The sequence below is a fragment of the Enterobacter sp. SA197 genome, assembly GCF_054131575.1.
Genome location: NZ_CP096393.1, coordinates 3,987,505 through 4,001,309 on the forward strand (window position 1 = coordinate 3,987,505; position 13,805 = coordinate 4,001,309).

Genomic DNA, 13,805 nt, shown 5'->3' on the forward strand with positions numbered 1-13,805 from the left:
CGCGGGGTGAAACCTGTGTTGGCTAAACCGCCAACCGCTGGGTAAATCAGTCCGTGACCCAATGCGCATAATCCGGAAGCTGATCTGCGGTTTTAAGACCGTCAATCCGGCTGATTGAAACGGTAAATCGGCAGCAGATAGCGCTGCGAAAGCTCAGTGATTTGCACGAAATGTTCCGGTGTCAGGGTTCGCCACAAACGTTGATACCAGACATCCTCACCCTCCCCTCGCGCGACCATATTACCTTCGAAGGCCTGCAAAAATTTGCTTTGCGCTTTCTGTAGCGTTGCTTCGTCCCTTAACATGGCATCATTTGCTGCGTCATAACAGGCTTTTATCCAGGCTCCACCACTTTCTGGTAGCAGCAACAGCGGTTTTGCCATCCCTTCGCGGTAACCGTCAATCATTAACGCCAGATGCTCTGATGCGACTTCAGGCGCCAGTACGGGGAAGCGCCACTGACCATTTTTGCGCACCAGGATACGGCTCTCGCCAGCACCACCGCTGGCACAGTAGACAAGATGTTCCAGCCAAAGTTGCAGCCCCTGCGTCACACTCGGCATTGAAGGTCGCCAGCGCAGCAGCCCATCGGGCTGCACATGCGGTAACCATCCGGTCAGATGGACCCCGCCGCAGTGCAAATCAATTTCCATCGTGGTTCCCGGCTGGCGCTGTGCTATCACACGGTCGGCCAGCTCCTGCATTTCATCCTGCTGCGTCTCCCAGAGTATTTCGCCAAAGGCGCCATAAGGGAGCGCCCCGGCCGCCCGATAGCGGCGAAACAGTTTCTCTGCGTCCTGTTCTTCTACCAGTGCGTTCAGTAATTCCTGGTTGAGCTGATAGCGGCTTAGTCCATCGAGAATAAAGGGTTCAGCGTCGGGGATGTCACTCTCTTCCGAACGGAAACTGACCCGCAGACGCATCTGAAAGAATGCGCGTACCGGGTGGCCCCAAAACCGTAAAAGCTGATCAAAGTTGAGCGTGTCTATCGGGACCGGGCTGAGCTGCTGTATAAATTCCGGATGTGGCTCACCGGACTGGCTCGCAGCGGGCAACCAGTCACGCGCATAGCTTTGCCACTCCCCTGCCTGGAAGTTTGCGGCGTCAAAAGGCATACGGGGATGCAAATGACAGATATGCGCTTTGACACGCTTTTCGCTCTCGTCGCAGTTGAGCACTTCATCGCCGGGCAGGTGATGACTTTGACCAATGTAATCAAGTAGCTCTTGTACCAGCACGGAAGGAAAACGCTCGGCATTATCCTGAATCGACCGGCCAATAAAACTGATATAGAGCGTTTGTTGCGCCGACAACAGCGCCTCAAGAAAGAGATAGCGGTCATCATCCCGACGGCTACGATCGCCCCGCTGCGCCTGGTGGCTCATAAGATCAAAGCCCAATGGAGCCAGTGCTCTCGGGTAAATGCCATCATTCATCCCCAGCAGACAAACCACTTTAAAAGGAATGGATCGCATTGGCATCAGGGTACATATATTTACCGGCCCGGCCAGAAAACGCTGACTGATACGTTCCTGATCCAGCCGCTGGGCCAGCTCATCACGCAATACGGAGAGAGGGATCTCTTCGCCGTACGAGGCTTCAACACCCTGGGCAATGATGGCCTGCCACTGTTGTTCGATGAGTGCCAGCGCCGCTTCGGTCTCCTGATCGGGCAGGAAAAAGTCGTTGAGCATTTCACGGCATACCGGTAGCCACTCTTCAAGAGGACGCTCCTGAGCAAGCCCCAGGCGCCATGTCTTCAACTGCATTAACAGTGACGCAAGGTGCCCTACCAGTTCGGCGATGAGTCCGCTGGATTCATCGTAGGGAAGGATGGACTGCCACTCTCCCTGCCGACTTTCCATAGCATAACCCAGCAGCATTCGAGTCAGACCAAACTGCCAGGTGTGTTGCCCGGTCGGCGGCAGCTCGAATTCACGCACGTTGTCATCATCTATGCCCCAACGAATGCCGGACTCATTAACCCACTGACGGAGATAACCCAGTCCCTCTTCAGTGATATTAAAGCGCGCCGCCAGGACAGGCACATCAAGCAACGCCAGCACATCCTCCGACACAAACCGGCTGTCAGGCAAAGAAAGTAGGTTGATGAATGCTTCCAGAGCAGGATGAGCCTGACGAGCCCGGCGGTCAGAAATGGCGTAAGGCAGATAACGCTCGCCCGTCGCGCTGCCAAATACGGCCTGAATGTAAGGGCTGTAACTGTCGATGTCGGCGACCATCACCACGATATCGCGCGGAGTCAGCTGCGGATCTTCTTCCAGCATCGCGAGCAGACGATCATGTAACACCTCCACTTCACGCTGAGGGCTATGGCAAACATGCACGGTCACACTGCGATCGTCAGGATCCAACCTGCGCTTTTTGTCACTACGCGCAAACTCCTGGGCATCCACTCCCGCTACCGCACTGTTTTTAAGCTCCAGCATGTCGTGTTGCAGGTTGCGCAGCAGCAGGCCAGGCGTTGTCTCAACAAAAGCATCAAACTCTTCAAACTCCTCCAGACCTGCAAGCAGATAGACATAGTCACGGCCTAGCTTTCCCCAGGATGCAAGCAAAGGGTTAGGAAGATGTTGTTCGCCCTCACTGTTGAACAAGCCAGCCGTTGCCTCGGAATGACGAAACAGCGGTAAGCGCCTCTGTTCTCCCAAACGCTGGCGGTGGCGGGTCATTAATTTTGCCAGGAAGGCCGGATCTTTAATATCTCCCCAGTATTCCCGGCAGGGATTCGTAAAGAGCACATGCACATCGACATGTTTTCCCAGCGCCTGGAGAGCCTGCAAATAGACCGGCGGAAGCGCCGAAATACCGCAGATAAAAACCCGTGAAGGGAGGCCGGCTGGCCGCGCTTTAGCGGTTTCGAGTTTATGAATAAAACGCTGATACAAGTTTGCACGATGCCAGTGTGGCTGCCCCAGGGCCGCCGTGTGCTCAACCAGTGCACGCCACAGAGGGGCCTGCCAGCGCTGTGCCTCATTGAGTCCGTCGATAAGTTCACCCGACTCCCAGCGTGTCAGCCAGTGCGGGCGATAGACAAGATACTGGTCAAAGAGATCGGCTACGCGGGAGGAGAGCTGAAAAAGCTTACGTTTATCATCATCATCGTTGAGATAGTGGCGCAGCATGGCAAAGTCCTCGCCCTCCAGCATTCCCGGCAGCAGCGACATGAGCTTCCAGCTCATGCTCTGCTTGGTGAACGCACTCTCTTTTGGGATGTCAGGTAAAACGCGCACAAACATATCCCAGATAAAACTGGCCGGGAGAGGAAATTCGATATTGGCGGCAATACCGAATTTTTTTGCCAGCGTCATTTGTAGCCATTGCGCCATACCGGTGCTCTGCACAAGGATGACCTCTGGTTCAAAAGGATCGTCCAGCCTGTCATTTTCAACGATGTACTCCATCAGTGCTTCCAGCACATCCAAATGGTTGGAGTGATAAACCCTTAGCATACGTACTCCTGACTACTGACCGGACGGGCAATGCAGTCTGGTCATCTGCCCTTTTCTGCCTGACGGCGAAACAATAATGGCGTTGATGCTGACACATCCTGCGTCGCTTGTCTGCAACCGCTGCACCTGCCATCCCGGCGGCAAAACCTGGGTTTCCGCTTGCGTTTGTAGCCATGCGTAACGCCATAACGTGCGGTATTGACTCCAGAGCGCAAAGTCCGAAGCCAGAGTTCGTTGAAAGCCGCTAAGGGCGGTAACGATCATGACCAGTAACACCATAGCTATCAGGACTTCAGGCAGGCTGAACCCCTTTTCTTTCATGGCAGTTCGCATAAGGCAGTCTCTTTAAGGGGGCAGAAATCGCTCCAGCCATGAGCGGAAAACAGCACCTTGTTTTTTTCAATGCGCCCCCCTCGCCACAATCGCTGCTCAGCGCTACCTGCTATCAATAAGACACGATTTTCCTCAAGGATACGCAGGCAAACCCGCAGGGAGGTGCCTCGCTGTTCCAGGCATTGTACTGCGGGTTTCGCATCCCACTGCTGCATCCGTCCCCACTCCAGCGCAGACTGCACACTGGCATAGTGCTGCAGGCTTAAACTCTCAGTGGTGACACGCTGAATATGGGTGACACGCTGCTGATTCAAGCCATTCAGCAGCAGGCTGCCAAGAAGTAAAATGAGCAGCACCAGTGCAAGTGAGGACATTCCTCGCTGGCGGTTCATAAGTTAAAACCCGTCACGCTAAAAGTCGCGTTAACTACGCGTGTGGCCTGTCCCTTAACCCTTCCACTCAGACTGAGACTGAATACGGGGTGAAAACCGGGTACTTGCTGCCTTCTGATAAAGAAACCGTCGATGGTTACCACTGCCGGATCGGTCATTTTGTCCCAGCCTTTACCCTCGCAGGACGTTGCCCCCCGAAGCGTTTCCAGTACGCCGCTTTGCAGGCGAAACCCTGTTTGATCGGCATCACTTGCTGGCGTGGTTTCCCAGCGTCCGTTACTGTTTGCATCCCATTGCACTATCACACATTCTCCTGAGCGCCCTATTATTACCGGCTGGCCTGCACAGCTGCCGTTACAGTACCCGGCACGCTGAAGATGCCGCGCTACGGTATAAATACGTTGCCAGAGTTCATCTTCCAGCATTTGAGCACGGGTTTGTTGCAAGACCCCAAGCTGCACTGCAGGCAGGAAACGGGCCGCTGCGAGTAATAAGACACTGCCGATCGCCATTGCCAGTAGCGTCTCCAGTAACGAAAAGCCGTTTTGTTTCGCTAACATACGTCTTCCGATGATGACTGACACATCCTGATTCTCCCCCACCCTGAAACCACTATGCGCCACTCCCCTGCCCCGTTTTTAATGCGGATATGCCCACCCCATGCCGTGTTGCGTAAACCATAAAATCCTAACGATGGTGTTATCTCTACCAATGCAACCTCAGGCCAGGCCGGGCGTAAGGTATAGCGTGAACCCGCCTGACACTGTGCCGTTAAATGGGTATGCAAACACCAGCTTGCGCCATCGCGTGACGCCGCGAGCAACTGCTCACGCGAGTGCCAGTTCGCATCATCACGCAACATTTCCAGAAACTGCCGCACCTGAACCGCGGTTTGCCATAGCCGCTGCTGCGCCTGCCAGTAACGCCAGCCAGAGAGCCCCGCCCCACTGAGAATGGCGATCAACGCGACCGCCACCATTGTTTCTATTAGGGTAAATCCGCATTCTCGTTTCATGTCCGCACTCTGCCGCCAGCGATATTTATTTTCGAGCAGAGTTTGTGGAATTTACGAGACGCGCCGGAGATGGGTGACGGTTTTGCAGGGCGTTGCAACGCAGCCGGAAAGCGGGTCGGAAAAGGAGAAACAGATAAAAAAAAACCGGCACCCGAAGGTACCGGTTATGAGATGCTCACCGGGTCAGATAGCTACCGGAGCCTTGATGGCAGGATGCGGATCGTAACCTTCTATTTCGAAATCTTCAAAACGATAGTCGAACAACGAATCAGGTTTACGTTTGATAACCAACGTCGGCAGGGCACGTGGTTCACGACTTAACTGCAGATGCGTTTGTTCAAGGTGATTGCTGTACAAGTGGGTATCGCCACCTGTCCAGACAAAATCCCCAACGTCCAGATCGCACTGCTGCGCCATCATATGCACCAGCAACGCGTAGCTGGCAATGTTGAAAGGCAGACCGAGGAATACGTCACAGGAGCGCTGGTAGAGCTGGCAGGAAAGTTTTCCATCTGCAACATAGAACTGGAAGAAGGCGTGGCACGGGGCAAGGGCCATTTTATCCAGTTCACCGACGTTCCAGGCTGAAACAATAATCCGGCGAGAGTCCGGGTCATTTTTGATCTGATTGATAACCGTGCTTATCTGGTCGATATGACGGCCATCAGGCGTAGGCCAGGCGCGCCACTGTTTGCCATAGACCGGACCCAGATCACCGTGTTCGTCAGCCCATTCGTCCCAGATGGTGACCTTGTTCTCTTTCAGGTACGCCGTGTTGGTGTCGCCCTGCAAAAACCACAACAGCTCATGAATAATTGAGCGTAAATGGCAGCGCTTGGTTGTCACCAGCGGAAAGCCATCCTGCAGGTTAAAACGCATCTGATGACCAAAAATAGAGATCGTGCCGGTCCCTGTACGGTCGTTTTTCGGGGTGCCCTCATCGAGCACCTTTTGCATCAGTTCTAAATACTGTTTCATGGTTCCTCAGGAAACGTGTTGCGGCGCACGACGACGATACGCCCAGACCATCATGGCAATGCCCGCGACGATCATCGGGATGGACAGAATTTGACCCATACTGATGTACTGCACCCAGGTGCCAGTAAACTGCGCATCCGGCTGGCGGAAGAATTCAACGATGATACGAAACGCGCCATAACCGATCAGGAACAGGCCCGACACCGCGCCCATAGGACGTGGTTTGCGAATGTAGAGATTGAGGATGATAAACAGCACAACCCCTTCCAGCGCCAGCTCGTACAACTGAGACATATGGCGCGGCAGTACGCCGTAGGTATCGAAAATCGACTGCCACTCAGGGTGAGAAGGCAGCAAAGCCATATCTTCAGCGCGTGAGCCCGGGAAGAGCATCGCCAGCGGGAAATTAGGATCCACGCGTCCCCACAGCTCGCCATTGATAAAGTTGCCTAAACGACCGGCACCCAGACCAAACGGAATTAATGGGGCGATGAAATCAGCCACCTGGAAGAAGTGACGTTTCGTGCGTTTAGCGAAGACCAGCATCACTACAATCACGCCGAGCAGGCCGCCATGGAATGACATGCCACCGTCCCATACACGGAACAGATAGAGCGGATCGCTCAGGAAGACTGGGAAATTGTAGAACAGAACGTAGCCGATACGTCCGCCGAGGAAGACCCCGAGGAAACCGGCATAGAGCAGATTCTCTACTTCATTTTTGGTCCAGCCACTGTCAGGGCGACCTGCGCGACGGGTGGCAAGCCACATGGCAAAAATAAACCCAACCAGGTACATCATGCCGTACCAGTGTAGCGAAACGGGTCCAAGGGAGAAAATCACCGGGTCAAAGTCCGGGAAACGCAGATAGCCACTATTCATCTGTCACCACAACTTGTTGTTATTCCGCCGAAAGTGGACAGCGGTATAGATACGCGTCCAGGATAGGGGACGCTCCAAAGTCGCGAATAATAGCATATTGCTTGCAGGCAGGATGCGGCGAAGTTGTAAAAGATATGTATACCGATAATCCGTTACACCACAGGTATCTTGGATGCCTGCAATCGGGAGGGTTCAGAATCGACGATGGCGTTTCGCACCGTTGCCGGGGGGGTATCGCCTACAGCCCACCGCGAATCAGCCCACCCAGACCCCGCCGCTCCATAAACGCAGCAATCTGGTGACGAACTTCGGTGGCCAGTTGTGCGTCAAGCGCACGGTTAGCCAGCGTCTGCGCTTCAGTGAAGTCAATGCGGCGCAGCAGGTATTTAATACGCGCCACCGAGCGACCATTCATCGACAGATGATTAAAGCCAAGCCCAATCAGGATCGCGACACACATCGGGTCGCCGGCCATCTCACCGCATAAGCAAAGCTCAATGCCAAGGCGGTCCGTCTCTTTGGCAATCATGGCCAGCGCGCGCAAAACCGCCGGGTTCAGGCTGTCGTACATATTTGCTACGTGGGTATTATTGCGATCCACCGCCAGAATGTACTGGGTAAGGTCGTTGGTGCCAATTGAGATAAAATCGACCCGATTCACCAGATGCGAAATCATAAAGACCATCGAAGGGACTTCGAGCATCACACCGATCCGCGGTTTCGGGATCGCATAGCCTATCATCTCTTCCACTTCGCGGCCGGCCCGTTCTATTAACCGTCGCGCCTCATCCACCTCGTCAATATTGGTAATCATCGGCAATAAGATGCTGAGATTGCCGCTGGCAGCATTAGCGCGCAGCATGGCACGAACCTGGACGAGAAAGATCTCCGGTTGATCGAGCGTAATACGGATGCCACGCCAGCCAAGACACGGGTTTTCCTCGCTGATGGGCATGTAAGGCAGCTGCTTATCCGCACCAATATCCAGCGTTCGCAACGTGACGGATTTATCGTTGAACATCTGCAACATGCCCTGATATTGCGCCACCTGCTCCTCTTCAGAGGGGAAGCCGCTTTGCAACATAAAAGGGATTTCGGTGCGGTAAAGTCCAATGCCGTCAACGCGGCTGCCAAGTTTTTCCTCATGCTCAGGGCTCAACCCCGCATTAAGCATCACCTTAATGCGTTCGCCGCTTTTCAGGTGGGCGGCACGATTTACATCATCTTCTGCCAGCCGGGTTAACTCATTCTCTTCGGTAATGAGACGCTGGTATTCCTGCAGCAGGACGGGTTCAGGATCGACAAGTAACTCCCCCCGATAACCGTCCACCACCAGCGTTCTGCGATGAAGGACCGAGGGCTGGATATCCGCACCCATGACCGTTGGAATGCCCAGCGCACGCACCATAATGGCTGCGTGTGAGTTGGCCGCACCGTCGCGTACCACGACACCTGCAAGCCTGTCGTGCGGTAATTCTGCCAGCGTGGTGGCCGACAGTTCATCTGCCACCAGCACAAAACGCTCAGGCCAGGTATTTGGGCTCTGAATGTTGTCATCAAGATGGAAGAGCAGGCGCTGGCCCAGCGTGCGTAAGTCACCGGAACGTTCTTTCAGGTAGCCATCGCTGAGGGAGGCAAACTGTTCGGCAAACTTCTCAATCACGGTCTTCACCGCCCATTCTGCCACCAGGCCTTTATCGACTTCGGCAAAGAGTTCGCGACGCAGACGTGCATCGGACAGCAGATGCGAATAAAGATCGAAGATGGCGGCAGTCTCTTTTTGCGCCCCCGCGGAAAAACGTTTGCTGTAGCGACGAAATTCACTCGCCGCCTCTTCCAGGGCGCTGGTCAGTCGTTCACGTTCCAGCGTCGTATTGAGCGTCGACGCTTCGTAAACCTGCTCCATCAGTGGCAGGGTTTCATCCATCCACCCTTGTGCAATCGCAACACCCGACGAGGCCGGCAGCGCACGAATTCGCGTCTGACGATACTGACCAAACAGGGCGTTTAACTGGGACTGCGAAAGGATTGCCGCCATTTGCGTGGCGAGCGTAACAAGAAAAGACTCTTCACTTTCGTCGAACTGACGCAGCTCACGCTGCTGGACGACCAACACGCCAAGCAGCTGGCGACGCTGAATGATAGGCACCCCAAGAAACGCGCGAAAGCGCTCTTCTTTTACGGCGGGGATGAATTTAAAACTGGGATGCTTTTGCGCATCAGCCAGGTTGATAGGCTCAGCGAGCCTGCCAACCAGACCGACAATACCCTGATCGAATGCGAGTGTGACCGTGCGCCCGCGCGGCTTTTTTAAACCGCGCGTTGCCATCAGGTAATAACAGCGTCTGTCATGGTCAGCGAGGTAAACAGAACACACCTCGGTGTCCATCGCATGACAAATATCTGTGACCAGAATTTCCAGCGCTTCGTTTAAACGCGGTGCGCTGGCGACTTTCTCAACGATCTCTCGCAGTCGGGTGAGCATAATGTGCGTGGCTTAACCTCTTTTACGTCGCCAGGCAGGAGCATTTTGCGGCTTAGGTGGTGTTTCCTGAAGCGACATCACTGCGCCTGCAAATTCTTTCATCACCCGTCGGTAGACATCGCGCTTAAACGACACCACCTGACGAACAGGATACCAGTAACTTACCCATCGCCAGCCATCAAACTCAGGGGTACTACTGGTTTGCATATTAACGTCAGCATCACTACTGACCAATTGCAAAAGAAACCACTTTTGTTTCTGGCCGATACAAACCGGCTTTGTGTCCCAACGCACCAAACGTTTCGGTAACTTGTAACGCAACCAGTTACGGGTAGAAGCAAGGATTCGAACATCTTTACGATTTAAGCCCACTTCCTCGAACAGTTCCCGGTACATTGCCTGCTCCGGAGATTCACCAGGATTGATTCCCCCCTGGGGGAATTGCCATGAGTGCTGTCCGAAGCGTCTGGCCCACATAACCTGGCCCTGCCGATTACAGATTACGATACCCACATTTGGGCGGTAGCCATCGTCATCAATCACCGGACTACCTCAAAATAAACCTGAATCAAACGATTGTTTCACACTCGTGGAAAACGGTAAACCACTCAATTACAGCGGAACAAACGGATAACAATTGAATAACTCACAGTTATCGCCATAGTTATAAACAGACGCCCCCTGACGGATCGGGTTTTATTCACGTTTTCTGTGGATAGAGTTGTGAAGAACCCGAGGTTTACCACGGGAAAACCCAGAGTTATCCGAAAACAGCTGAATTATCGCTGCAAAATAAATGCCTTTCATTCATAGCGTTACATTTAAATTTTTGATGATTACATTGCATAATGTGACGATCATCACCTTACCGATCCTTCGACTGATGAAAGATCGAACAACGTCGTTTTTATCCACAGATTATGCCACTATCTTAGGCACATTTTGCGCAAAAATTGGAATTTCGTCGCGCGTCAAGGCTGTAGATCGAACCAGTAGTGAGAGTTTTACCCAGTTATCCCATTTTTCTGTGGATAACATGGTGTAAGATCCTGTTCATTGTCAGTGACCAGATTTGAACAACTTCATGCTTTGTTGCGCAACTGAGAGGTCACGAGAGAAAAATGACTTAGTAATCAGGTAGTTTTTTATCATTTTCCCAAATGCAGACGTTTAATTCACACGGTGTATAAATGCTGTTCATTTTTTAACCAAGGTCTGAGTATGTCCGAACTTTGTCCACTCACATCCCCACCGCAATCTGAAACCCAGCTTTTTTTACAGGCCCAGTCTCTGGCCGGTTACACGCTCGGTGAACTTGCCACACGCATTGGCCTGCCCGTTCCCCGGGATCTTAAACGTGATAAAGGCTGGACCGGCATCCTACTGGAGCAATGGCTTGGCGCGAGTGCGGGCAGCAAACCGGAGCAGGATTTCGCCCATTTAGGCGTTGAATTGAAAACCATTCCTGTGGATAGCGCAGGACGTCCTTTGGAAACTACCTTTGTCTGCGTCGCTCCCTTAACGGGCAACACCGGCGTGAGCTGGGAAACCAGCCACGTGCGCCATAAGTTACATCGCGTGTTGTGGATCCCTATCGAAGGATCGCGCGACATCCCTGTTGGCGAGCGGCGGGTTGGCTCTCCCCTGCTCTGGAGCCCTGATGATGAAGAAGAGAGACAGCTTCGCCTGGACTGGGAAGAACTGATGGATTTGATTGTTCTCGGTCACGTCGAACGCATTACCGCCCGTCACGGGGATGTTTTGCAGCTTCGACCAAAAGCCGCAAACAGCAAAGCGCTTACCGAGGCGGTCGGCGCGAAGGGAGAGCGCATAATGACGCTGCCCCGTGGATTCTATCTGAAAAAGAATTTCACCGGCGCCCTGCTGGCGCGGCATTTCTTTATTCAGGGGGATTAATTTTTTACCTCTGCCCGCCTCACGCTTATAATCAGCGCTTCTTCATTTGGCAGGACTTTTATAGATGTTATTTGCATGGATTACCGATCCCAACGCCTGGCTTGCCCTCGGCACGTTAACGCTGTTGGAAATAGTGCTTGGGATCGACAACATTATTTTCCTCTCTCTGGTTGTCGCAAAACTTCCTACCGCACAACGCAACTATGCCCGCCGGCTGGGGCTTGGTGCTGCAATGATCATGCGGTTACTGTTGCTGGCCTCCATTGCGTGGATAACCAAACTCACCACCCCACTGTTTGATGTGTTCGGCCATGCCGTCTCCGCCCGTGACCTGATTCTCTTCCTTGGCGGCGTTTTCCTTATCTGGAAAGCCAGTAAAGAGATTCATGAAACGATCGAAGGTGAAGAGGAGAGTCTCAAAACCAACGTGAACTCCTTCCTCGGCGCAATCGTGCAGATCATGCTGCTGGATATTATTTTCAGTCTGGATTCTGTCATTACGGCGGTTGGCCTGTCCGATCACCTGTTTATTATGATGGCAGCAGTGGTAATTTCGGTGGGCGTGATGATGTTTGCGGCACGGCCAATTGGCGAATTCGTTGACCGTCACCCCTCCGTTAAGATGCTGGCACTCTCCTTCCTAATTCTGGTCGGGTTTACCCTGATTCTGGAAAGCGTGTCGATTCACGTACCAAAAGGCTACATCTACTTTGCGATGTTTTTCTCTATCGCCGTGGAAAGTCTTAATTTGTTGCGCAACAAGAAAAAACCACTGTAATTCAACGCTTCCCCCCAGGGGAAGCGCTTCTTATTCTGCTTTTGTTCCCGGTTTAAGATTTTCCCGCTTTTTTGTCCCGTAACATCAGGTTATTACTACACTACTGTATTAAACAGGTCAGAGGAGGATGGAAGAATGAAAAACTGGGCAGTGCTTATTTCAGCAGTAGGTTTAGCATTTGCAGTGTCAGGATGTAGCAGTGATTATGTGATGGCGACCAAAGACGGCAGGATGATCCTGACGGAAGGAAAACCACAAGTTGATGATGATACCGGGCTGGTCAGCTACCGCGATCAACAAGGTAATAAAATGCAGATTAACCGCGATGATGTTTCTCAGATCCTCGAGCGCTAAAAGATTCCTTTAAAGGTCAGTGACCTGCTGACCTTTCCTGCTAATTTCTCTTTCCCTTTTTTCTCCCCTCTGCCATGTTTATAGTCCTTTGTCAGGCATCTGACGTTGAAAGTACGTAAGGAAGTTGGCTATGCACTATCACCGTATTCCCCATAGTTCGCTTGAGATAAGCACCCTGGGGCTGGGCACAATGACGTTTGGTGAACAGAATAGCGAAGCCGACGCCCACGCACAGCTGGATTACGCCATCAGCCAGGGCATTAACCTGATTGACGTTGCGGAGATGTACCCCGTTCCACCCGGGCCTGAAACACAGGGGCTGACTGAAACCTACGTTGGCAACTGGCTGGCAAAACGCGGCAATCGCGAGAAGGTGGTACTCGCCTCTAAAGTCAGTGGCCCCTCGCGTAATAACGACAGCGGTATCCGCCCAAACCAGGCGCTCGATCGTAAAAATATCCGTGTTGCGCTTGAAGAGAGCCTGAAGCGCCTGCAAACCGATCATCTTGATCTCTACCAGGTGCACTGGCCACAACGCGCCACTAACTGCTTTGGCACCCTGGGTTATAAATGGACCGACTCCGCACCGGTCATCACCCTGCTGGAAACGCTGGAAGCCCTGACGGAATTCCAGCGTGCAGGGAAGATCCGCTACATCGGCGTATCTAATGAAACCGCCTTTGGGGTTATGCGTTATTTGCAACTGGCAGAAAAACATGAGCTGCCGCGAATCGTCACTATTCAGAATCCCTACAGTCTGCTCAACCGTAGCTATGAGGTGGGTCTGGCGGAAGTGACCCGATATGAAGGAGTTGAGCTGCTGGCGTACTCCTGCCTCGCCTTCGGCACCCTGAGCGGTAAATACTTAAACGGCGCAAAACCAGCGGGAGCGCGTAATACCTTGTTCAGCCGCTTTACCCGCTATAGCGGTGAGCAAGCGCAAAAAGCCGTTGCCGCGTATGTGGATATCGCTAAACGCCACAACCTTGATCCATCGCAGATGGCACTGGCGTTCGTACGCCGCCAGCCGTTCGTCGCCAGCACGCTGTTAGGTGCAACGACGATGGAGCAACTGAAAACCAACGTAGAGAGTCTGCATCTGGAGTTGAGCGAAGAGGTGCTGACTGAGATTGAAGCGGTGCATCAGGTTTATACCTACCCGGCACCGTAATACGAAAAAGGCCGGGTTTACCCGGCC

At 53.0% G+C, this 13,805-nt stretch carries 13 protein-coding genes and 1 pseudogene; 5 read left to right on the forward strand and 9 right to left on the reverse strand.

Annotated elements, in window-relative coordinates; all coding sequences use genetic code 11:
- Positions 1-101: 101 nt before the first annotated feature.
- The 9 genes from recC to rppH form a co-directional block, all read right to left on the reverse strand.
- The gene (gene recC, locus M1D91_RS18680) at positions 102-3,473 is read right to left on the reverse strand and encodes an exodeoxyribonuclease V subunit gamma (protein WP_437433681.1); all 3,372 of its coding nucleotides are present in this window, start codon (positions 3,471-3,473) and stop codon (positions 102-104) included.
- A 12-nt stretch (positions 3,474-3,485) separates the two neighbouring features.
- Positions 3,486-3,806 carry a prepilin-type N-terminal cleavage/methylation domain-containing protein gene (locus M1D91_RS18685; RefSeq protein WP_437433682.1) on the reverse strand — a complete coding sequence of 107 codons (321 nt, stop codon included), beginning with the start codon at positions 3,804-3,806 and terminating at the stop codon, positions 3,486-3,488.
- Positions 3,791-4,198, reverse strand: coding sequence for a DUF2509 family protein (locus M1D91_RS18690; RefSeq protein WP_437433683.1), 408 nt, complete (start codon positions 4,196-4,198; stop codon positions 3,791-3,793). Before M1D91_RS18690 ends, M1D91_RS18685 begins: the two co-directional genes overlap by 16 nt.
- Complete coding sequence (locus M1D91_RS18695) at positions 4,195-4,758, reverse strand: prepilin peptidase-dependent protein (protein WP_437433684.1); 564 nt, start codon at positions 4,756-4,758, stop codon at positions 4,195-4,197. The genes M1D91_RS18690 and M1D91_RS18695 overlap by 4 nt, the downstream gene beginning before the upstream one ends.
- Entirely contained in the window at positions 4,752-5,213 is a 462-nt protein-coding gene (locus M1D91_RS18700; RefSeq protein ID WP_437433685.1) for a prepilin peptidase-dependent protein, read from the reverse strand. The genes M1D91_RS18695 and M1D91_RS18700 overlap by 7 nt, the downstream gene beginning before the upstream one ends.
- Before the next feature lie 183 nt (positions 5,214-5,396).
- On the reverse strand, positions 5,397-6,191 hold the full coding sequence (gene thyA, locus M1D91_RS18705) for a thymidylate synthase (protein ID WP_437433686.1): 795 nt from the start codon (positions 6,189-6,191) through the stop codon (positions 5,397-5,399).
- Positions 6,192-6,197: 6 nt separating this feature from the next.
- Complete coding sequence (gene lgt / locus M1D91_RS18710; RefSeq protein WP_437433687.1) at positions 6,198-7,073, reverse strand: prolipoprotein diacylglyceryl transferase; 876 nt, start codon at positions 7,071-7,073, stop codon at positions 6,198-6,200.
- A 238-nt stretch (positions 7,074-7,311) separates the two neighbouring features.
- Positions 7,312-9,558: a phosphoenolpyruvate--protein phosphotransferase gene (gene ptsP, locus M1D91_RS18715; RefSeq protein ID WP_437433688.1), complete on the reverse strand. Its 2,247-nt coding sequence runs from the start codon at positions 9,556-9,558 to the stop codon at positions 7,312-7,314.
- A 12-nt stretch (positions 9,559-9,570) separates the two neighbouring features.
- Complete coding sequence (gene rppH, locus M1D91_RS18720; RefSeq protein WP_437433689.1) at positions 9,571-10,101, reverse strand: RNA pyrophosphohydrolase; 531 nt, start codon at positions 10,099-10,101, stop codon at positions 9,571-9,573.
- 452 nt (positions 10,102-10,553) lie between these two features.
- On the opposite strand from rppH, the pseudogene M1D91_RS18725 reads away from it, so the two are divergent.
- The 5 genes and pseudogenes from M1D91_RS18725 to M1D91_RS18745 form a co-directional block, all read left to right on the forward strand.
- Positions 10,554-10,628: pseudogene (locus M1D91_RS18725) on the forward strand (hypothetical protein); the annotation flags it as partial.
- 151 nt (positions 10,629-10,779) lie between these two features.
- On the forward strand, positions 10,780-11,475 hold the full coding sequence (gene mutH, locus M1D91_RS18730) for a DNA mismatch repair endonuclease MutH (protein ID WP_437433690.1): 696 nt from the start codon (positions 10,780-10,782) through the stop codon (positions 11,473-11,475).
- A 64-nt stretch (positions 11,476-11,539) separates the two neighbouring features.
- A complete protein-coding gene (locus tag M1D91_RS18735; protein WP_437433691.1) occupies positions 11,540-12,253 on the forward strand; it encodes a TerC family protein in 714 nt (237 codons plus the stop codon).
- A gap of 135 nt (positions 12,254-12,388) precedes the next feature.
- On the forward strand, positions 12,389-12,607 hold the full coding sequence (locus M1D91_RS18740; RefSeq protein WP_437433692.1) for a YgdI/YgdR family lipoprotein: 219 nt from the start codon (positions 12,389-12,391) through the stop codon (positions 12,605-12,607).
- Positions 12,608-12,737: 130 nt separating this feature from the next.
- A complete protein-coding gene (locus M1D91_RS18745; RefSeq protein ID WP_437433693.1) occupies positions 12,738-13,778 on the forward strand; it encodes an NADP(H)-dependent aldo-keto reductase in 1,041 nt (346 codons plus the stop codon).
- Positions 13,779-13,805 lie beyond the last annotated feature (27 nt).